Origin of the sequence: Sphingomonas sp. (genome assembly GCF_035490575.1) — a bacterium.
Taxonomy (GTDB): domain Bacteria; phylum Pseudomonadota; class Alphaproteobacteria; order Sphingomonadales; family Sphingomonadaceae; genus Sphingomonas.
The window spans coordinates 1-18804 of record NZ_DATJLI010000019.1 but is presented as its reverse complement, the minus strand read 5'-3'; the positions used below and the strand labels follow the sequence as shown (position 1 = coordinate 18804).

General features: G+C 67.6%; 24 protein-coding genes. 5 read left to right on the top strand and 19 right to left on the bottom strand.

Going from position 1 to position 18804, the window contains the following annotated elements; all coding sequences use genetic code 11:
• Positions 1-27: 27 nt before the first annotated feature.
• Positions 28-1083 (top strand): mannose-1-phosphate guanylyltransferase/mannose-6-phosphate isomerase, encoded by a 1056-nt coding sequence (locus tag VL973_RS01325; RefSeq protein ID WP_325282235.1) that lies wholly within the window; start codon positions 28-30, stop codon positions 1081-1083.
• A 41-nt stretch (positions 1084-1124) separates the two neighbouring features.
• Here VL973_RS01325 and VL973_RS01320 read toward each other — a convergent pair whose 3' ends face one another.
• The 19 genes from VL973_RS01320 to VL973_RS01230 all read right to left on the bottom strand — a co-directional run bounded on the left by VL973_RS01320 (position 1125) and on the right by VL973_RS01230 (position 15979).
• Complete coding sequence (locus VL973_RS01320; RefSeq protein ID WP_325282234.1) at positions 1125-1637, bottom strand: RES family NAD+ phosphorylase; 513 nt, start codon at positions 1635-1637, stop codon at positions 1125-1127.
• 41 nt (positions 1638-1678) lie between these two features.
• Positions 1679-2029, bottom strand: coding sequence for a hypothetical protein (locus tag VL973_RS01315; protein ID WP_325282233.1), 351 nt, complete (start codon positions 2027-2029; stop codon positions 1679-1681).
• A 59-nt stretch (positions 2030-2088) separates the two neighbouring features.
• A complete protein-coding gene (locus VL973_RS01310) occupies positions 2089-3288 on the bottom strand; it encodes an SAM-dependent methyltransferase (RefSeq protein ID WP_325282232.1) in 1200 nt (399 codons plus the stop codon).
• A gap of 128 nt (positions 3289-3416) precedes the next feature.
• Entirely contained in the window at positions 3417-3587 is a 171-nt protein-coding gene (locus VL973_RS01305; protein ID WP_325282231.1) for a hypothetical protein, read from the bottom strand.
• A 17-nt stretch (positions 3588-3604) separates the two neighbouring features.
• Positions 3605-4030, bottom strand: a complete 426-nt coding sequence (locus tag VL973_RS01300; RefSeq protein WP_325282230.1) for a hypothetical protein — start codon at positions 4028-4030, stop codon at positions 3605-3607.
• Positions 4027-4830 (bottom strand): polymorphic toxin type 44 domain-containing protein, encoded by an 804-nt coding sequence (locus tag VL973_RS01295; RefSeq protein ID WP_325282229.1) that lies wholly within the window; start codon positions 4828-4830, stop codon positions 4027-4029. Before VL973_RS01295 ends, VL973_RS01300 begins: the two co-directional genes overlap by 4 nt.
• Before the next feature lie 138 nt (positions 4831-4968).
• Positions 4969-5208 (bottom strand): hypothetical protein, encoded by a 240-nt coding sequence (locus VL973_RS01290; RefSeq protein WP_325282228.1) that lies wholly within the window; start codon positions 5206-5208, stop codon positions 4969-4971.
• Positions 5209-5230: 22 nt separating this feature from the next.
• Positions 5231-5662, bottom strand: coding sequence for a hypothetical protein (locus tag VL973_RS01285; RefSeq protein WP_325282227.1), 432 nt, complete (start codon positions 5660-5662; stop codon positions 5231-5233).
• Between the two features lie 28 nt (positions 5663-5690).
• Positions 5691-6344: a hypothetical protein gene (locus tag VL973_RS01280; protein ID WP_325282226.1), complete on the bottom strand. Its 654-nt coding sequence runs from the start codon at positions 6342-6344 to the stop codon at positions 5691-5693.
• Positions 6345-6490: 146 nt separating this feature from the next.
• Positions 6491-7432, bottom strand: a complete 942-nt coding sequence (locus VL973_RS01275) for a hypothetical protein (protein WP_325282225.1) — start codon at positions 7430-7432, stop codon at positions 6491-6493.
• A 127-nt stretch (positions 7433-7559) separates the two neighbouring features.
• Positions 7560-8063, bottom strand: coding sequence for a hypothetical protein (locus tag VL973_RS01270; protein WP_325282224.1), 504 nt, complete (start codon positions 8061-8063; stop codon positions 7560-7562).
• 194 nt (positions 8064-8257) lie between these two features.
• Complete coding sequence (locus VL973_RS01265) at positions 8258-8659, bottom strand: hypothetical protein (RefSeq protein ID WP_325282223.1); 402 nt, start codon at positions 8657-8659, stop codon at positions 8258-8260.
• A gap of 68 nt (positions 8660-8727) precedes the next feature.
• Complete coding sequence (locus tag VL973_RS01260; RefSeq protein WP_325282222.1) at positions 8728-9072, bottom strand: hypothetical protein; 345 nt, start codon at positions 9070-9072, stop codon at positions 8728-8730.
• A 70-nt stretch (positions 9073-9142) separates the two neighbouring features.
• Positions 9143-9715 (bottom strand): hypothetical protein, encoded by a 573-nt coding sequence (locus tag VL973_RS01255; protein WP_325282221.1) that lies wholly within the window; start codon positions 9713-9715, stop codon positions 9143-9145.
• 17 nt (positions 9716-9732) lie between these two features.
• On the bottom strand, positions 9733-10509 hold the full coding sequence (locus VL973_RS01250; protein ID WP_325282220.1) for a lysozyme family protein: 777 nt from the start codon (positions 10507-10509) through the stop codon (positions 9733-9735).
• 127 nt (positions 10510-10636) lie between these two features.
• Entirely contained in the window at positions 10637-11920 is a 1284-nt protein-coding gene (locus VL973_RS01245) for an alpha/beta hydrolase (protein ID WP_325282219.1), read from the bottom strand.
• Between the two features lie 14 nt (positions 11921-11934).
• The gene (locus VL973_RS01240) at positions 11935-12480 is read right to left on the bottom strand and encodes a hypothetical protein (protein WP_325282218.1); all 546 of its coding nucleotides are present in this window, start codon (positions 12478-12480) and stop codon (positions 11935-11937) included.
• Between the two features lie 29 nt (positions 12481-12509).
• Entirely contained in the window at positions 12510-14639 is a 2130-nt protein-coding gene (locus VL973_RS01235; RefSeq protein WP_325282217.1) for a peptidase domain-containing ABC transporter, read from the bottom strand.
• Entirely contained in the window at positions 14636-15979 is a 1344-nt protein-coding gene (locus tag VL973_RS01230; protein WP_325282216.1) for an HlyD family secretion protein, read from the bottom strand. The genes VL973_RS01235 and VL973_RS01230 overlap by 4 nt, the downstream gene beginning before the upstream one ends.
• Here VL973_RS01230 and VL973_RS01225 point away from each other — a divergent pair.
• From VL973_RS01225 to VL973_RS01210, 4 genes are all read left to right on the top strand, one after another.
• On the top strand, positions 15979-16503 hold the full coding sequence (locus VL973_RS01225; RefSeq protein ID WP_325282215.1) for a hypothetical protein: 525 nt from the start codon (positions 15979-15981) through the stop codon (positions 16501-16503). The genes VL973_RS01230 and VL973_RS01225 overlap by 1 nt on opposite strands.
• A gap of 156 nt (positions 16504-16659) precedes the next feature.
• Entirely contained in the window at positions 16660-17202 is a 543-nt protein-coding gene (locus VL973_RS01220; protein WP_325282214.1) for a MarR family transcriptional regulator, read from the top strand.
• Positions 17203-17304: 102 nt separating this feature from the next.
• Entirely contained in the window at positions 17305-18501 is a 1197-nt protein-coding gene (locus tag VL973_RS01215) for a 2OG-Fe(II) oxygenase (protein ID WP_325282213.1), read from the top strand.
• The coding region (locus VL973_RS01210) for a hypothetical protein (RefSeq protein ID WP_325282212.1) at positions 18498-18804 on the top strand (307 nt) is incomplete at its 3' end. The genes VL973_RS01215 and VL973_RS01210, both read left to right, overlap by 4 nt.

The window sequence follows — 18804 nt, the reverse complement described above, 5'->3', positions numbered from 1 at the left end:
CGTCAAGCGAGGGAGAACCAAAGGCCTATGACCCATCCGACGATCGTCCCCGTCATCCTGTCGGGCGGCAGCGGCACGCGGTTGTGGCCGATGTCGCGGCCCGAGCGGCCCAAGCAGTTCCTGGCGCTGACCGCGGCGCAGACCATGCTGCAACTGACCGCCGCGCGCGCGACCGGGGAAGCGTTCGGCGCGCCGATCATCGTCGCCAATGCCGCCCATGCCGATCAGGTCGCCGATCAGTTGGCGGCGGTTGACTGCGCGGCGCAGGCGATCGTGCTGGAGCCGATGGCGCGCAACACCGCGCCCGCGATCGCGCTGGCGGCGGTGGCGGCGGGCGGCGGCGACGCGCCGCTTTTGGTGATGCCGTCCGATCATGTGATCGCCGACGTGCCCGCCTTTCACGATGCCATCCACCGCGCGCTGCCGCTGGTCGAGGATGGCTGGCTGGTGACGTTCGGCATCACCCCCGACGCGCCCGAGACGGGCTATGGCTATATCCAGGTCGGCGAGCCGCTGGCCGAGGGTGTCCACCGCGTCGCGCGCTTTGTCGAGAAACCGCCGTTCGAGGCCGCGCAGGAAATGGTCGCGGCGGGCGATCATGCGTGGAATGGCGGCATCTTCCTGTTTCGCGCCGATGCCTATCTGGCGGCGCTGGGCGAGTTCGCGCCGGCGATGCTGGGCGCGGCCGAGCGCGCGATGGCCGGGGCGGATCGCGACGGCATCTGCGTGCGCCCGCAAGCGGCGGCATTCGGCGAATCCCCTTCGGACTCGATCGACTATGCGGTGATGGAGCGCGCCGCGCGCGTCGCCGTGGTCCCGGTGGCGATGGGGTGGAGCGATGTCGGCAGCTGGGACGCGCTGCACGCGCTGAGCGAGATCGACGCCGACGGCAATGCGACGGGCGCGGGCGGCGAAGTGGTGCTGGTCGATACCCATGGCTGCCTGGTCCGGTCCGACCGCGCGCGCGTGGCGATGGTCGGGGTCAGCAACCTGATCGTGGTGGCCAGCGGCGACGACATCCTGATCCTGCCGCGCGGCCGGTCACAGGAAGTGAAGCGGCTGCTCGATGCGATGAAGAAATAGGGTCCGGTGCGCCGACATGTCGGACTGTCGACATGTCGGCATCAGCCGGGCAGCGTCCCATCGGGGTCGATCAGCGTCAGGCACGCCACTGACCCGGCCTCCCCTGCCCCGTCCCATTGCCACAGCACCAGCGCGGTGCCGCCCCGGTTCTGGAGCGAGGGGACCAGCGCGCCCTGAACCCCCGCCGCCATCAGGGGCTGGACGATTTCCCAACCGGGCGGCACCCGGCCGTCGATCCGCGCAATCACTTTCCACTGGGCATCGAGCGCCGCCGCGATCGCGGCATCGGCGGGACCGCCCTGCCCGTCGGTCAGGTCGGCGATGCGATCGGCCCGGACGCGGTAGGGCGCCAGCATTCCCGGCCGCGCCAGCCCCTGATAATATTCGGCGACGGCCGTGACGGGATCGAGCGCGCTGTAATGCGCGGGCCATCCTTTCAGGTTCCAGCGCCCGCCATGCAGCCGCGCGCCTTCGCCCGACAGGGGGCTGCGCTGATGCGCGGGCGCGATCATGCGCCAGATCTGAATGTCGATGGGGCGGACGGGATAGGTCATGCGGCGATGATCGCGTGTCCCCGCGTCCGATGTTACCGCCGTCAGCTATAGGCGCCGTCGGCCATGCGCTCCAGATCCTCGATCACCAAGGCGCCATGCCCCTGTTCGACCAGCTCCTCGGCGGTCTTGCCAAAACCGGCAATGGGCTGGTGGCGGAACCAGATGATCGCCTTGCCCTCATCCCCCGTCAGTTGCGCGGCGCCGGCGATGATGCGCGCGATCTCCCCCAGCTTGGCCTGCACCGCCGGGCTTTCGGGGCGCGCGGTCATGGTGTTGCGATTGACGCGGGCAAGTCGCGCCAGTTGCGCGAGTGGGACGCGCAGCCGTTCGGCCATCCGGTGCGGGGCGATCATGTCGTGATCGCGAATGTCGTTCAGAAAAGCGGCGATCATATGGGCGCTCCTTGCACCCATATATGCCGTTTTTACGCCCGTTGTTCAATGAACCTGTTTCACGCGCCGCGGGTCGCCGGTTCGTCGCTCAGCGCGGCGTCGATCGCCTTGGGATGCGGGATCGCCAGCAGCCGGACCTTGCGCTCGTTCTGGAACGACACCCCCACGCGCTGCACCACGGCTTCGGGCGCGCGGCGATATTCGGCCTGCAGCGCGGTGTCGCGGCTAAGGTCGAGCATGAACTGATATTCCGGGGAATAGCCCGTCAGCCGGTAATTCGCCGCCGGCTGAAACGATGCCAGGTTGCGGATCGTCGCGCGTTCGCGCGGGCCATAGCGGCGATAGTCATAGACGCGGAACGGCCGCGACATGGCGCCGCCCGATTTCAGGCAGCCGAGCGCCGCCGACATGCCGATATCGGTTTCGGTGTCCTCGAACGGTTCGATGTAGAAGGTCGACAGCGACGATATCCGGTCGCGCCCGCGCCCCGCGATCAGGTCGCCGATCCGGATGCGTTCGACCAGCGGGTCCATGCCGACATATTGCGGGGCGATATAATGGGTGACGTGCCAATCCTCGCCGTAAATCCCGGCCAGGTGCCGGGCGAGAATTTCGAACCCGCGATTTTCGAAGCCGCCGCTGGCATAGCCGAACTCGCCGACCACGCCGACCTGCCACAGGACGATGTGGAGGCTGGGGTCGATGCGGCGACGGCGCAGCAGCAGGTCGGTCGCCTCGAAACTGGCAAAGCCGGGCAGCGCGGGATCGAAACCCAGATCGGCGATCAGGTAATCGAGCGCCGAGATGCCGGGCCGCATCCGCGCGTCATGCCCCTCCCCACGGGCGATATGGATCGCCCGGTGCGCCGGCATCGCGAACACGCCGGGATGGCCATAGTAAATGGCGACCACGCGCCGGCCGAGCCGCACATGGTGCAGCATCGCCTCGGCCATCCGCACATAGGTCTGATGGCGTTCGATATCGTCATTGTAGAGGATACGCAGGTCATAGGCATCGGGCCGCATCTGGCCCAGCCACACCTGCGTCACCTTGTCATAGACGCAGTGGAACACCGCGTCGGCATCGCGGATCTCGTCCTCGGCGTCGCGCAGGAAATCGGTATAGGCCAGGCCCGATCCCATGACGATCAGCCGCCCCTTGCAGGCCGGGTCATATTGCGCCGCCGCAATGTCGGCGGCCAGGCTTTCCCAGCGGGCGATCATGTCACGCGTGGCGTCGTTGACATGGGTCATGGTCATCCTTTCGCGCGTTCTCTCGGATATCGGGCAAGGATGCGCCGGGGCGTGTGCACGCATCAATCCGCGACATGCGCCATTTCCGGGACGATTCACCGCCAATTGCTCCGCTGCCGGAGCGAAGCGGGTCGCTATTCAACGGTGATCGAAACGGGCTTGGATTCGGCGCGCCGATACTGCCGGGAGTCGATGTTGTCGACCGTCAGCACCGATCGCACGCCATAGCGGCCGGGACCGGGGAACAGCGCGTTCGCCGGCTCCGAATACCGGACGACCAGCGGCGCGGCGGCGAACGCCAGCATCGGAAGCCGGCTGCCGTTCATTGCGTCGTGGACCGCGTGACCGGCGGCGGCGTGGCGCAGCGCGCGGCGTCGAACACGAGCCGCGGCCCTGTGCCGGGCAGCGCGCGAGCGACCTCCACCGGGGGTGGCGCGGCCTGAAGCCGTTTCAACGCGGCGGTGGGTCGACGATCGGCTGCAGGGCTGACGATCACCAGCGTGTCGCCGCGCCAACCGATCGCGAGTGGCGCCCCGGCCTGTGCGGCATAGACGGCGTTACACGCATGGTCCCGGTCACAGACCAGCACATCGTTGATGCCCGGCGTCGGCCCGCCTGCGCGCAGATAGCCCACCCACTGGCCCGAAGCGCTGGAAAGCTCACCGCAATTGCGCGGCAGTGGCGATATCTGCGCGGCTGCGGTGCCGGCCATCCCGGCGAGCACCGCAATCATGGCTGCTCGCTTCATCCGACGGTCCCACCACCGGTCACGCCGGTCACGCAGTTGCCATTTTCGATACCCAGGATCGCGGCCGGCGCCCCGGCATAGTTGAGCGCTTGCTGGATGCCGTAATTGACATGCGCCTGATCCTCCGGCGCATCGGACCATGTCGTGCCGCCCCCTTCCTGGAAATAAGCGGCAGCGACATAGAGTTCGTCGGGCGATATGCTGGCAAGGGTGCCGACAAAGCCATAGAAGAAATTGCCGAACGGCTCATAGGGGCTGGCCGAGACGTCCCTGCCCGCCGCGTCGCTGTAATGCTGGATCGGATCTGAACCGACGCTTCCCGATGGGCCGCCATTCGTGCCCCAGTCCTTGAAATCGATGAAGTGGGGATTGGCGGGGTTGGTATACATATCCTTGAATTCCAGCAGCACCCGCTCATGTGCCCCGACCAGACCCAGCGGACTGCCCTCGCCGCGCGCAATCGACGTAAGATGGTTGATCGCGTTATTGAGATAATCGGGGCTCATCCCCTCGGGCACATAATATTTGGCGTTATCGGGGGGCGACAGCATCGTGACCTTGTCCGCCTCGTCGCAGGGGGGTTCTTCGGGATCAGGTTCGGGCGGGGGCGGGGAATCACCGCCGTCGCTGCCGCCGCCATCACCGCTATCGCCATAATCGCCGCCCCAATCACCCCAGTCGCCGCCCCAGTCGCCGCCGCTATCGCCCGGATCGGCGGTTACGACGATGTCCGGTCCGTAATCGTCGGTCACGGTGCCGCCGGCGATCAGTTCCTGTTCCGCAAGTGTCAGTTCGCGCATCGCAATTCTCCCTGATTTGCCGGGAGGATGCAGCGTCGACATGCGATCGTCAGGCGCGACAAGCGCCATTTTCGCAGGGTATCGGGACCCGATTGCTCCGCTGCCGGAGCGAAGCGGCCATCGCGACGCGGGGGCGTTTCAGCGCAGCAATTGCCGCTTCACTGCCCAGGCCAGACCCGCCCAGATCATGCCGCCCAGCAGATAGCCCAGCATCAGGAGCGGCGGCATCGGGGCCGCCTCGACCGCGCCGATCACCACGACCGGCAACAGCGCGGCAATCGCGGCGTGCCAGGCGCGGCGCGCCGCCACCGTGCCCAGCACCGCCAATGCGATCACCAGCGGATTGGTCGCGCAGGCGAACAGGATCAGCGCGAACATCGCCTGGCCGGCGCGCGGCCGCTCAACGGAACAGGAAGCTGTCGGCGGCGAGGCCGCTTTCGGCATTGGCGGCGACGATCGCGCCATTGTCGATGCGGACCTTCATCGCGGCATAGCCGGCGCGCCCACCGGCATCGCGCCGCGCCCGATAGATCCGCAGGTCGATCGCGCCGCGCCCCGCCGGACAGGTCACGGCGAAGCGATAGACCGCGTCCGGCGCGGCGAGGAACGTGGCGACATCGCCCGACGATCCGCGCGCCGCGGCGCCGTCGACGCGGATCGTCGGTGTCGTATCGGGCCGCGCCGGCCCGAAATCGCGGATCGCGATCCCGGTGCTGCCGCATGCGGCTTCGAACGTCTGGCTCTGCCGGGTCGGGAGGGCGGGTTCGCGCGTGCCGACGGTCACGTCACCCTGCGCCGCGAACAGCGGCATCAGCATCATCATGGTCAGCATCGCGTCCCTCCCTCCCTTCTTCCCTCAATCAGATGGCGCAGCTCGGCGCCGCCTGGTTCTTGTCGGTATTGTCATAGACGCGCGTGCTGCTGTCCTCGTTGGTATAGATGAAGTGCAGCGCGTTCGGGTCCATCGTGATGCCATTGGGCAATGGCGTGTTCTGCAGCGTGTCATAAGCCGCCCAGTCCTGATCCGACGGCATACCATCGGCGATGCCCGACTGGTCGGGATGATTGTGCACCAGCCCCAGGATGGTCGCGCCCGCGGGCAGATCGGCGGTGGTCCAGTTGACGTAATCCGGCGATCCGTCGGTGCGCGGCGCGGTATGGCTGACAACGCCGTTCAGCGAATAGATCAGGGAGCTGTATTCCTGACCCTCGTCATTTCCCGCCGCGATCGCCGCTGCGGCATTGCGCGCGGCGTTCATCACGTCGCCCGAACTGGCGCCGGCGGGTGCGGCTTCGACGCATTCGGGATAGGGTTCGGGTTCGGGCGGGGGTGAATCGCCACCGCCATCGCCGCCGCCGCCATCGATATAGTCGCCGCTATCCCCCCAGTCGCCCCAGTCGCCGCCCCAGTCGCCGCTGTCGCCGGGATCGGCGGTGACGACGATTTCGCCCAGGTCGGTGGTATCGGTGCCGCCGGCGATCAGTTCCTGCTCTTCCAAGGTCAATTCGCGCATCGAAAATCCCCTTTGTGTTTGTCTGGCAGGGGGATGCTAACCCAGCGCGCGGCGCCGCCGCTGGCAAACCCGCTCCATATGGCGCGGGTATCGGCCGCTATTCGCACCATCGCCGGATTGAACGGATGCGGGCGGTTTGCGGATCGCTAGCGCGACACGAGCGTCAGGCGTTGCTGGCGCTGGTCGAGGATGATCGTGAATTTCGACAGAAACGCCATGCCGAGCCGCCCATCCAGCCCGGACGGCAGCACGCCGCCGGCGGCGACGGGGATGTTGGCCCGGACCGGACCGAGCGTGAACGCAGCGTTCGCGGTGGCGGCCGTGCGGACCTGGCCATCGGCGTTCGCCGCCGCGGTTCGCCGGTTCGTTGCCGCCGGACCCAGGACCCGTGCGAACGCCGCGTCGGACAGGCGGATGGCGCCGTTCGAGCCGAGATCGACCGCCAGCAGGACCGGCTCGTCATTGATCTGCGCGCTGATCCGCCCCGCTGCCGACATTGGCAGCGAAAACGCCTTGGCGCCGGACCTGGGCGTCATCTTGCCGCTGGCGGTCAGATAAAGCGTCCGGTCGGCCGGGCGGATCATGACTGCGAGCTGATCGAGCGCGTCGGCTCCCAATACCGCGTCGATCGGTCGGCCGACGATGCGTGAAAAAGGCGCGAGGTCCAGGGCGATCAGCGTGCCCTTGATGTCGAGCTGGTTCGGGACGGTGAGCGTGACGCCGTCCACCGCATGGCCCCGAAGGACGCCGGCGCCGGTCGACGCGACATAGGGCGCGCCCCTGGGGGCGGTGCCCGACGGATCGACGAACCGGCGATCGACAAAGCTGTTGGCCGCGCCATTGTCGAGCAGCACGGTCGCATCACGGCCGTTCAGGACCGCCCGGAACAGGATCAGCCCGCGATGGACCTCGATCGGGGTCGGTGACCATGCGGCGCCCTGAACCAGCGACAGGGCGAAGCGCCGCGCCGTGGGCGGGCTGCCCTGCGCGTGCAGCGCCATCGCCATGAACAGCAGCGCGGCGGACAGCAGCAGCCCGGCCGCGACGCCGGGCAAGCCCCGCCAGCCATGGCGTGTCAGCCCCGGCATGAAAGGCGGCGATCCATCATCCGGCGGCCCACAAACAGGATGCCGGGCGCTGTAGTCGAACCGGACATGGCTGTTCCTTATGACGGGGGCGGGTGTCCGGCTGCGCCCGATACCCGCCCCCGCGGCATCAGAATGTCACGGACAATGACGCACCGACCGAATAATCGGTTCCGTTGGTGCCGAACGAGATCGAACCGACCACGTTGTTGCCGAAATCGACCGTATAGGACTGGTCCAGCATTCCCGTGTCCAGCGTCACCATGCCGGTATAGACGCCATTCGCGGTGTTCAGGTTCAACGTCAGCGACGTCAGGTCGAACGAGTTGAGGTTGAATTCCGCCGCGAAACTGCCGGCGGCGTTGCTGGCCGTGACGATGATATCGGCCTGCTTCGTTTCCGGGTCGACATTGACGTCGACATCGACCGGACCGGTGCCGGTGTCACCACCACCACCACCACCGCCGCCATCACCGCCGTCGCCGTAATCGCCACCCCAGTCGCCGCCCCAGTCACCGCCCCAATCGCCGCCGCCGCTGTCGCCGGGATCGGCGGTGACGACGATTTCGCCCAGGTCGGTGGTATCGGTGCCGCCGGCGATCAGTTCCTGCTCTTCCAAGGTCAATTCGCGCATCGAAAATCCCCATTGTGTTTGTCTGGCAGGGTGGATGCTAACCCAGCGCGCGGCGCCGCCGCTGGCAAACCCGCTCCACATGGCGCGGGTATCGGCCGCTATTCGCACCATCGCCGGATCGAACGGCGCTATTGCTGGCGTGGGAGGAGCAGCAGCGCGGCCAGGTGCAGCGGGAAAAGCCGCATCCCGCGCGTCTAGCTGACCGACGAACCGGCAGTGCAGGGATAGCGCTTGTCCATCACCGCGCCGAAACTCTCGGCGAAATCGCGCGACTGCCATGCGGGCGGCAGCCGGCGTATCTCGGCAAGCACGTCATCGATGGTCAGTTCGACATTCTTCGGCGGACAGGCCCGTGGCGGCTTGCCGGCCGCGCGCGCCTCGATCACCTGGCGGCGATAATCGCCGGCCACGGTGGCGAATTCATCCAGCAGCGCCTTCAGCTCCGGCGTCGCCAGCGTTTGTTCGGCGGTCGCCGTGCTCCCCGCCGGCTTTGCCACGCGCGACGCGGCGGCCCAGCGCGCCACGAACACGCCGGTCGGCGTCGCCGAAGCGGTCGCGGGCAATACAAGCGCGGCAAGCAGGATCACGAATTTCATCGTCGTTTTTCCTTCGGAAAGCCGCCCCCGGCGGGCCAGTGGAACCCGGCGGCCCGCGCCCCTGCGCCCTAGTATTGAATGGTTATCGGCGCCGAGGCAAAAGCACCTTTCTTGTCCCAGCTTATCAACCACGCGGATTTCAGCAGACATCTTATGCCGACCGCGCCCAGGCGATCGGGATCGATATTATTTTTCGCTGCATCAATTGCAGAGGTGTCAACCTTGTGGTTTGCTCGGACAGTTGTGATAACGCCTGCTTTCACCTCAACAAAGACAAGCCATTGTTGATCGCACTTTGTCGATACACTGGCATCTATCCTGCTCGATGCTATGTCGGGATTATGATCGTTGACGGGCGGAATCGAAACCTGCCCAAGCGTGGCAAGTGACAATAGATGTGGCAGCATCGTCACAGCAAAAGACCGCGGTCGCAGTGAGCGCGTTTGTTGTCGCGCAAAACGGCGTCCACCACCTCACCCGCCCCTATCGCAGGCGGCACTGGCCTGCGGCCTGCCCCGGCAGGCCGATAACGGCCGTGCCCGCATCCGCCGGCGCACGGGCCACCCCGGCCAGTGTCGGATTGCCGGCATAGGCTTTGCCATCGAAGCGCAGTGTCCCGACATAGCCCTGGCGCACGCCGCCGCCATTGACCGTGACGCCGATGTCGCGCCGCCCTTCATGGATGCTGTCCAGCACCCGGATCGGCAGCCGGGCGGGCGTGATCCGGCCCAGCACGCGATCCGGCGCGCCGCCTTCGAACAGATAGGCGTTGCAGCCCCCCGATCCGCAGATCGAGGGGCCTGCCACATAAGCCAGCATGTCGGGCGGCCCGTCGCGCAATGGCGCCGGCGCCACGACGACGACATTGTCGGCGAAGAACCGGCGCGTGTCGCCGCGCGGCCGGGCGGCGGCAAGGATCGCACGGCGCAGGCGCGGCGCGTCGATTTGCGACGGCGCGCAATCGGCATAGCCGGTTTGCGGGTTGGGCGTGCCCGGCGGCGCCGATCCCGTCAGCCACAGGGCCAGCAATGCCGTTGCCGCACGCGCTGCGTTCATGTCCCTGCTCCTCGCTCTCAACTGCAACCGCCATTGTTCGGCCCGGCCCCCGGCGTGGTCCCGGTGCCCGGTTCCTTGAAGGCCGCCATCAGCGCCATGACATTGGCACCATAATTGTTGCCCGTCGTCCCGACATCGATCGTCGCCGGATTCCCCGAAATATCGTCCGTGCCGAAATTATACGACGCGGCGGTTGCCTGGGTAAGCTGGTCGGCGGTGAAATCGGGGAATTCGGCGCGCAGGCTGGCCATGTTGCCGGCAAGCAGCGCAGCGGCATAATCGGCCGAGAAGGCCAGGTCGTGCGCCTGCGCCTCGGTCACATTGGGATGCGCGCCCAGATCGATCTGGAAGATGCCGCGGCCCAGGCCATCGGGCTGGTCGATGTTGCGATACCCGCTTTCGCGCAGCCCGATCGCGCCGAGCAGCGCAGGGTCGATGCCGTGCGTATTGGCGGCGGCGACGATCGTGTTCCAGTCGCCGATTGCCCGTTCGACCCCGGCCTTGTCGGCCCTGGCGGTGTCGAGCGCGGCCTTGACCTCGGGACTGTCGGCCCAGTCGGCCGATGGCGTGGTGCCGGCGCAATTGGGATCAGGCGTCGGGTCGCCGCCACCACCCCCGCCGCCGCCGCCGCCGCTGTCGCCGCTATCGCCGTAACCCCAGTCGCCGAAATCCCCCCAGTCGCCGCCCCAGTCGCCGCTGTCGCCCGGATCGGCGGTGACGACGATTTCACCCAGGTCGGTGGTATCGGTGCCACCGGCGATCAGTTCCTGCTCTGCCAAGGTCAATTCGCGCATCGAAGGCTCTCCCTGCCTGGTTTCAGGGGAAGTCTAGCCGCGCGAACCCCGCCTGCCCTGCGCGATCCGGTCCATCTGGTGCGGGTGTCGGCCGCCGATTGCGCCGCCGGCGGAGTGATCTCCGCCTTCAGTCCGGCGACCCCAGACAGTCGGCCAGAAAATCGTCGATCAGCGGGCGATAGGCGGATGCCCCGAACGGGGTTTCGATCGAGTGGCCGATCGCGGCGGGCAGTTCGTGGATCGCATCGGCGGCGAGCATCGGCGCGACCGGGGCAAGGTCGCGGCGCAGCACGGGAATATCGCCTCTGGCATAAGCGACGCGCAGGTTCGGATGCCGACCGGGACCAAGCAGCGCGGCAAGGTCCCGGTTCTCGCTGCCGGCGAAATAGTCGAGATACGCCTTGTCGGACCGCAAGGTCAGCACTTGGCCATCGGGTGCCGGCGACGACAGCGTGATGGGCCTGAGCGGTCGCCCCTGGGCAATCGCACGCGCGACGAAACGGGCGGGCGACGTTGCCAGCGGCGCGGCGAGGAGAAAGCGTGCCTCTGGATGACCCGCGACGCTGGCGGCGGCGATCGGGCCACCCAGGCTGAAGCCGATCACGCAGACCGGGCCGCGCCGCTCCAGCGCGGTCAGGAGCGCATCGACCTCGGCACGCGCGCGGGTTGCGTCGCCCGCGCCCGTCCGGATGCGGTCGATGCCGAGATAGGCGGGGATGACTATGGCCGCACGTCCGGCCCACTGCGCCAGCAGATGATTGCTCGTCGAGCGTGCGACGAGACCCGCCGGCAGATTCTCATAAGGGCCGCCGAACAGATAGACGATCGTGCCCATGGCCGGTTTCGCCGGGGTCGTCACCAGCGCGGGCATGGTGCTGCCGGTGCCCGCAAAGCCGGCCGTGGTCAGCCTGAACCCCGGCCCCGCAAAGGTCCGGCCACAGGCGAGATCGCCCGGATCGCGCAATCGGTTCTCGGCCGCGAACACGCGCGAACGGGCATCCGGGCCGCAGCGGGCAAAGGGCGCCGGAGCGGGCGCGTCGGCGACGGGCCTCAGCCGGACTTCGGGGGCCAGCAGGGACAGACGCTGCCCCTCGATCACCAGTCGCTTCGCACGGGGATCGGCGGCATCGCTGACCCAGGCCTGTGCCGGCTGCGCGCCGTTCGCCGCGCGGCACCAGCGTTTGCCCTCCATCCACCAACCGACGCCCGCGGCATCGCGAAGCGCGAACGTTGCCGGGGCGGCGCCACAGGGATCGTCCGCAGGGCGGACCAGCACCATCATCGAAATGCCGGCGCCGGACACACCCTGCTTCGCCGCCGGCTGCGGATCACCACAGGCGGCAACCAGCATCGGCAGCACCGAAAGGACGAGATGCCCGGCGCGGCGCCTTATGCCATCGGTCGAGCGCACGAAGGGAACCCTTCTCATTCGTGCGGGCGCCGGCCGGTGCTGTCCGCCGGGGTCAGCCAGTCGCGCGCCATCGCCCAGATGTCGGGATCAAATGGCGCAAAGGCGTGATCGCCGGGGACGACCAGCAATCGGTCCTGTGGGCGGGGCGGTCGCCGCCAGTCAGAGCGCATCGAAATGCGGTCGCTCGCGCCGAAGGCCAACATGACCGGCGTATCCGCCCGCTCCTGCTGCAATTGTTGCAGATAAGCGGCGAAGCGCGCGATCGACGCCGGATCGGCAAGGCCGAGCATCGCCGCTTCGGACGCGGTCTGATAGTCGGTATAGGCCGCGTCGGCCACCCGTGTGGCGGGCGGGCGATAGGCCAGCAGCGGCTCCAGCAGCAACAGGCGGTGGGGCCGGTCGGCAAGCCGTCGGTCCAGCGCCAGCGCCGGCAGCGCGCCCAGGCTGACGCCGACGACAAGGGTCGTGCCCGTGACATTGGCGATATTGGCAAGGACGGCGTCGGCGTCGCGTTCGATCGCCCTTTCCGCGCCCTCCGCCCCGACGATGCGGTCACGCAAGGCGTCGCGATGCTGTGCGGCCCGCGCCTTCACCCGATGACGCGCATCGGTCCGCGGCGTTCGAAACGCGCGCGATAGTCGGCGCCGCTGCCGATGTCCTGGATGCCGTCCTGCAACAGGAAAACGCGGTCGGCGGCGGCGATGGTGCTGGGGCGGTGGGCGACGACGATGCGCGTCACCTTTTCGGCGCGCAGATGATCGTTGATGCGGTTCTCGCAATCGAGGTCGAGATGCGCGGTCGCTTCGTCGAGGACCAGAAAGCGCGGCTGTTTGTAGAAAGCGCGCGCCAGCAGGATGCGCTGCACCTGTCCGCCCGACAATGTCGAGCCGAGGTCGCCGACATAAGTATGCTCGGCCATCGGCAGGCGGCGCACCTCGTCGGCGATCGCGGCTTTCTCCAGACAGTCCCAGGCGCGATCGACATCGAGCTGTTCGTCGAAGAACGCGACATTTTCGAGCACGGAACCGGGCAGCAGATCGTCGTTCTGCAACACCACGCCAAAGGACGACCGGATCGCGCGCGGCCCCCAGATCGACAGCGGCAGGCCATCGACCCGCACTTCGCCGAACGTCAGGGGATACAGGCCGCACATCGCCTTGAGCAGGGTCGATTTGCCGCAACCCGATTTGCCGATGATCGCCACCGCTTCCCCGGCCCGGATCGTCAGCGACACGTTCTGGAACACCATCGGCTCGCCGGGGCTGTAGCGATAGGCGGCCGAGACCAGCTCGATCTGTCCCTTCAGCGCGGGCAGGTTGCCGGGTTCGCTGTCCAGGCCGCGTTCGGGTTCGGTCAGCACGACATCGGCGATGCGCGAATTATAGACCTCCAGCATCCGCCAGTTGATGATCGTGTCGACCAGCGTGCCCGCGCGCGTGGTGAATTGCTGGCGATAGGAGACGAACGCATAGAGCGCGCCGACGGTGAAGCTGCCCGCGATCACGTCGAGCGCGCCCAGATAGACGATGATGACGAAGGTGGCGGTATCCAGCAGCCCCTGAAGCGCCCCGATCAGCCCGGTCGCCAGGCCGTTATTCTGCTGCGCCTTGACCAGCGATGCCTGTTTGTTGGCCCACAATCCCTCACGGTGGCTTTCGCCCGACATCACCTTGATGGTCTGGATCGAACGCAGCGTCTCGATGCGCCGGCTCTGTTCGCCGATGGAGGCGCGGAACTGCTCGCCCGCAAAGCGCAGCGTCATCGGCAGCGCCGCGAACCGCGCCGCCATCGACAGCGCGAACCCCGCCAGCCCCACCAGCGCCAGCGGCAGCGAATAGACGAACATCAGCGCCAGCATGCTGATCGACAGCACCCCGTCCAGCACCGATCCGATCAGGCCCGTCGCGATCAGCGTCTTGATCGGTTCGATCGCCTGAAACCGGACCATCGTATCGGCCAGCTTGCGTTTTTCGAACCAGGGCAGCGGCAGGCGGATCAGATGGTGGAACAGCCGCCGGCTCATGTCCCAGCTGAGCACCGCGCCAAGCCGTTGCAGCACCACCGCGCGCATCGCCGATGCCCCGGCGTTGAACAGCGCGAACAACAGGAACCCCGCCGCCAGCGCGAACAGCAATTCCCGGTCCCCGCGCAATGCCCCGCTGTCCACCGCGCCCTGGATGTAGAGCGGCGAGGCGATCAGATAGGCCTGCAGGACCAGCGACAGTAGCAGCGCCTGGACAAGGCCGCTCTTCACATCGCCCGACCAATGGATCAGCGACAGCGGATTAAAGGGCGGGCGTTCGGTTTCCTTGCGAAAGCGCGGTGATGCCGCCAGTTCCAGCGCGACCCCGGTAAAACACAGGCTCAATTCGGCGATCGGCACCACGACATGGCCGCGCGCCGGATCGAAGATGCGGACGCGCCCGCGCTGCACCTTTTCCAGCACCACGAAATGCTGAAGCCCCCAGTGCAGGATCGCGGGCAGTTGCAGCGCGCCCAGCTCATCCGGCTCGCACCGCACCGCGCGCGTCGTCATGCCGATGGCGTGGGCGACCTCGCTCAGCTGGCGCATGGTCATGCCGCGCGCCGATCCGGGGAAACGGTGCCGCAGCCAGGCCAGGTCGATCTTCGACCCCGCCTTCTGCGCCGCGACCGCAAGGCAGGCCAGCCCGCATTCGGTGGCTTCGCTCTGCAGGTTTCGCAGCGAGGAAAAGCTCATGCGGCGCGCTTTCGAAAGGCCTGGAGCGGATCGAGCACCCAGTCCAGCAATGACTGACGATCAAGGATCAGGTCCGCGCGCAGCCGGCTGCCCGGCGCCAGCGCCCATGATTTGCCATAGGCCTGCATGGTCTGCGCTTCGAGCCGGACCTTGACCCGGTAAAGCGCGCCTTCGGGCGCCAGCGCCTGAAAGGGCAGTTCGCGCGCGTCGACGGGGGTTGCGGAAATGGCGCTGACGGTGCCGTGCCCGGTCCCGAAGCGCTGATAGGGAAAGGCATCGAACATCAGCCGCACCGCGTCGCCGGTGGTGACAAAGCCGATCGCGCGCGACGGCACCCACAGCACCGCTTCCAGCTGTTCGCCCTGCGGCAGCACCGTGGCCAGCGGCACGTTCGCCTCCAGCGCCGATCCGACGACCGCGCGCACGGTCGACAGGCGGCCGGTATAGGGGGCGACCAGGATCACGTCGCGCTCGGCATCGGACTGGGCGCGCTGCTGGTCGAGCTGCGCCTGGCTGGACCGCAGTTGCGCGGTGGCGCGCGCGGCATCGGCGCTGGCCTGGCTGGCGGTGGCCTGCAGCGTCGCCATGTCGGCGCGGGTCTGGTCGATCTGGCGTTCGGTTTCGCCGATCGCCTGGCGGATCAGGATGACTTCGGCCTGTTTCTCGCGCAGCCGCATCGTCGACACGAAACCGCGTTCGCGCAGCGTCTCCAGCCCGGCCAGCGTCTCCTCGCTCAGCCTCAGCCGCTCGCGCTGGAGCGCCACCGATTCGACCAGATGCGCGACCTGGGTGCGCGCGCCGGCGATGCGGCTTGCCGTTTCCTGCTGTCGCGCGGTGCTGGACAGGCGTTCGGCGACCATCTGCTGCTGCAATTCGGTCGCCTGGGCATCATTGGCGCGCGCCAGGCGGCTGCCCAGCGTCTCACCCTCCAGCGCGGTGTCGAGCGAGATCTTCATCAGCCGCTGGCCCTTCCGGACCATCTGCCCTTCGCGCACATAAATGTCGGTGACGCGGCCGGGCCGGGCAAAGGTGATGGTGGCGCTGCCGCTTTGCGGTTGCAGCAAGCCCTCGACCGTTTCCTTGCGCGCGAAGCTGGACAGGAACAGCGTCGCCACCACCGCGACCAGCGTCGCGATGATGAAGGCGACCACCATCCAGCTGGCGATCCCGAACAGCGGCACCGGGCGGCCATGGCGCGTTCGCAGGCCCTCGATCGCCTGGGGACGGAACAATGCCGTGGCGGGCGGCAACTGCGCGCCTGCCTGCTCGTTCCCGTCGCAGTGGGGCGGTTCGGCCGATACCGGGGGATCGACCGGAACCGATGCATGGGAGCTTGGCAATGGACACCATCCAGAAGACCATCGACGCGAGCCGCATCGCGGCCGAAGCCCTCGCCTTTCCGCCCTTTGTCGGGCCGGAACGCGAAAGCACGCCGCTCAACGCCAGCCCCTATGTTGCGCGCCTCGACGATCTGCGGGAAGGCAGGTTTCTGTCCAACCGCGAAGCATTTGTGCGGCAATTCGTTGCCGTAGTGGACGAATTGCCGCTGTTCGGCGTGCGCGCGGTTGCGGCATTGCTGGGCGGCAGCGCGATCGGTCCAAAGCCCGATCCGGGCGACCTGGACGCGGTCATCTTCTACGAATCGGTCGCCGGACAGGCGCCGGACGCCGGGGGGCTGCGGGCGCATATCAAGTCATGCAAGGCGCGTGGCCTGGACCTCAGGGTCATGCCGATAGATGGCGACCCGGTGATTACCCTTAAAACGGTCTCTTTCTTCACCATGCTCTATAGCAAGAATGAAGGAAGCATGACGATCGTGCGCGGTCTGGTGCTGATCGATTGCCGCGAAAGCCCGGCAATATGACTGGAACGGGTTCCTCGATTTATCCTGACAAAACAACTTCTGAACGCAAGGCCGCTTGTTGGTCGCATGTTCGAACGGTTGGATCGTCGCAACAGGGGTAAGCCACGGGTGAACGCAGCATGAAGCCGTCGCCCGACCGAGCATTCGAGGTTGCAGATGATCGCAAACTCCGTTGCATCCATCCTGATTCAGAAGCCGCAGGCCGTCCCGCCGCCGATCCGGCACGGAGACGGTCCAGCCAGTGAACTGGCGGGCGAAGTCCAGGCGCTGTGCGTCAGGGTCGAGCAATTGCGCCATTCGATCGACAAGGCCGGCGTTTCGGCCGCCCGGTCCCGGCCGATGGCGCAACGGGCGCTGGAAACCGCGAAACGGGCGCTGGCGATCCGTCGCCGCCGCGAACGGCTGTTCGGGCCGGGCCTGTTTTCCGAGCCGGTGTGGGACATCCTGCTGGAACTCTACATCGCCCGTGCCGAGGGGTGCGACGTGCCGGTCGGCAATGCCTGTCTCGCGGCATCGGTGCCGATGACGTCGGCGCTGCGCTGGTGCCAGCTTCTGCAGGATCGCGGCATCCTTTGCCGGGCGCGCGATCCCCGTGACGGGCGGCGCGTGTTCCTGCGGATGACCGACGACAGCTTTGCCAGGCTGACGGCGCTGTTGAGCGACAGCGCGGCGGGCGATTTCCTTCCGCCAGCGGAGTGAAATCCGCCCGGTCGCCACGGGTTTGAGAGTCGTCCCCGGCTTGGAAGCGCCGGGCAGGCCCGACACTATCGCCCCCACGCCATTCGCGTTTCGAAGTGGACGATGCCGATGATGAACGCCCAGGCCGCCCGTTTGTCGCCCGATCCCGCCCCCGGCCCGGACGCCGGTCGGGAGGCCGCCGCGCTGGCGATGCTGCGCGCGTCGCCCGGCACGCGCGTGCGCCATACCGACGCCACGCTGCTCGACCATCTGCAGGGCGTTCATGACAAGCTGAAACTATGGGGCTGTCGCGAGGATCTGTGCCTCGCGGGGCTGTTCCATTCGGTTTACGGCACCGAACATTTCCGTCGCCAGACGATCCCGATCGCCGCACGCCCCCGTGTCGCCGGGGTCATCGGCGCGGCGGCGGAGGAGATGGCGTTCCAGTTCTGCACGCTCGACACCCGTGCGTTCCTGGCCGACATCGAATCCTTTGTCGCGGGCGGCGGGACCAGGGGGGCGCTGGACGCCGAAAGGGCCGACCTGCTCCACATCTTCGTCGCCAACTGGCTGGAGCAGTTTCCGCGAATGCGCGCGTCGCAGCGTTCGTCGCATATCGGCTTTCTGCGCCGGGCGGCGGCGTTGCTCGACCCGGCGGCGGCGGCCGAGCTTGAAGCGGTGTTCGGGTTCGACCGTCCGTTGACGCCGCACCGGTCGACCAGCGCGCTGGAGGCGCTGGACCGCGGCGTCGGCACGCTTCAGATCCTCGACGATTTCGTGCCCGCGCATCTTCGCCATCAACTGTCGGCGCTGATGGCGCGCAACATCTGGCGCTATGGCTGGAAAGCGGCGGACACGCAGACCCGGCATTTCTTCTGGCACTCGCATTTCGCGGGCGACAGCGACGATCAGGGCACCAGCGATTGCGAGCATGAACTGCATAACCGGCCGCTGATCGCGCCGGTGCTGGCGCTGTGGCACCTGATCCGCGATCAGCTGGCGCCCGGCCATGTGCCGGTGCGCGTCTATGCCAATGGCCATACCTATGGCGGCGACGGCCATGTGCACAGCGACGCCGACCAGCCCGGCCATTTCACGTCGCTTTATTACGCCCACCCTGAATGGGAGGCCAATTGGGGCGGCGAGACGCTGTTCTACAACGCCGACCGGAGCGACGTGGTCAAGGCGGCGTATCCGCGCCCCGGACGGTTGGTGCATTTCAGCGGCAACATCTTTCACGCCGCGCGGTCGCCGTCGCGCGACTGTCCGGCGCTGCGGAGCGTCATCGTCATCAAGACCTATTGCCCGCCCGGCGCATGACCGGCGGTCCGTCCGGCCCGAAATGGCTGTGGCGTTCGCCATTGAAGCTGCCGGCATGGGAAATGCTGGACGACCGGCAGCGCGGGCTGTTCCGCGCCGCCGACATGGTCGCCGCCGATGCCGCGACGCGAACCGCGGCGCTGGCGATGGCGGGGCTGGACCGGGCGTTGCCGCCCCCGCGCGGGCTGTGGCGCGGTCTTCACCATCCGCTGACGGTCAAGTTTCCGCCGGTCGGCGCGGCGATCCCGCTGCGGCGCGCGCGTGCCGAGCGGCAGGCGGCGCTGGCGATCGCCGATGAAACCG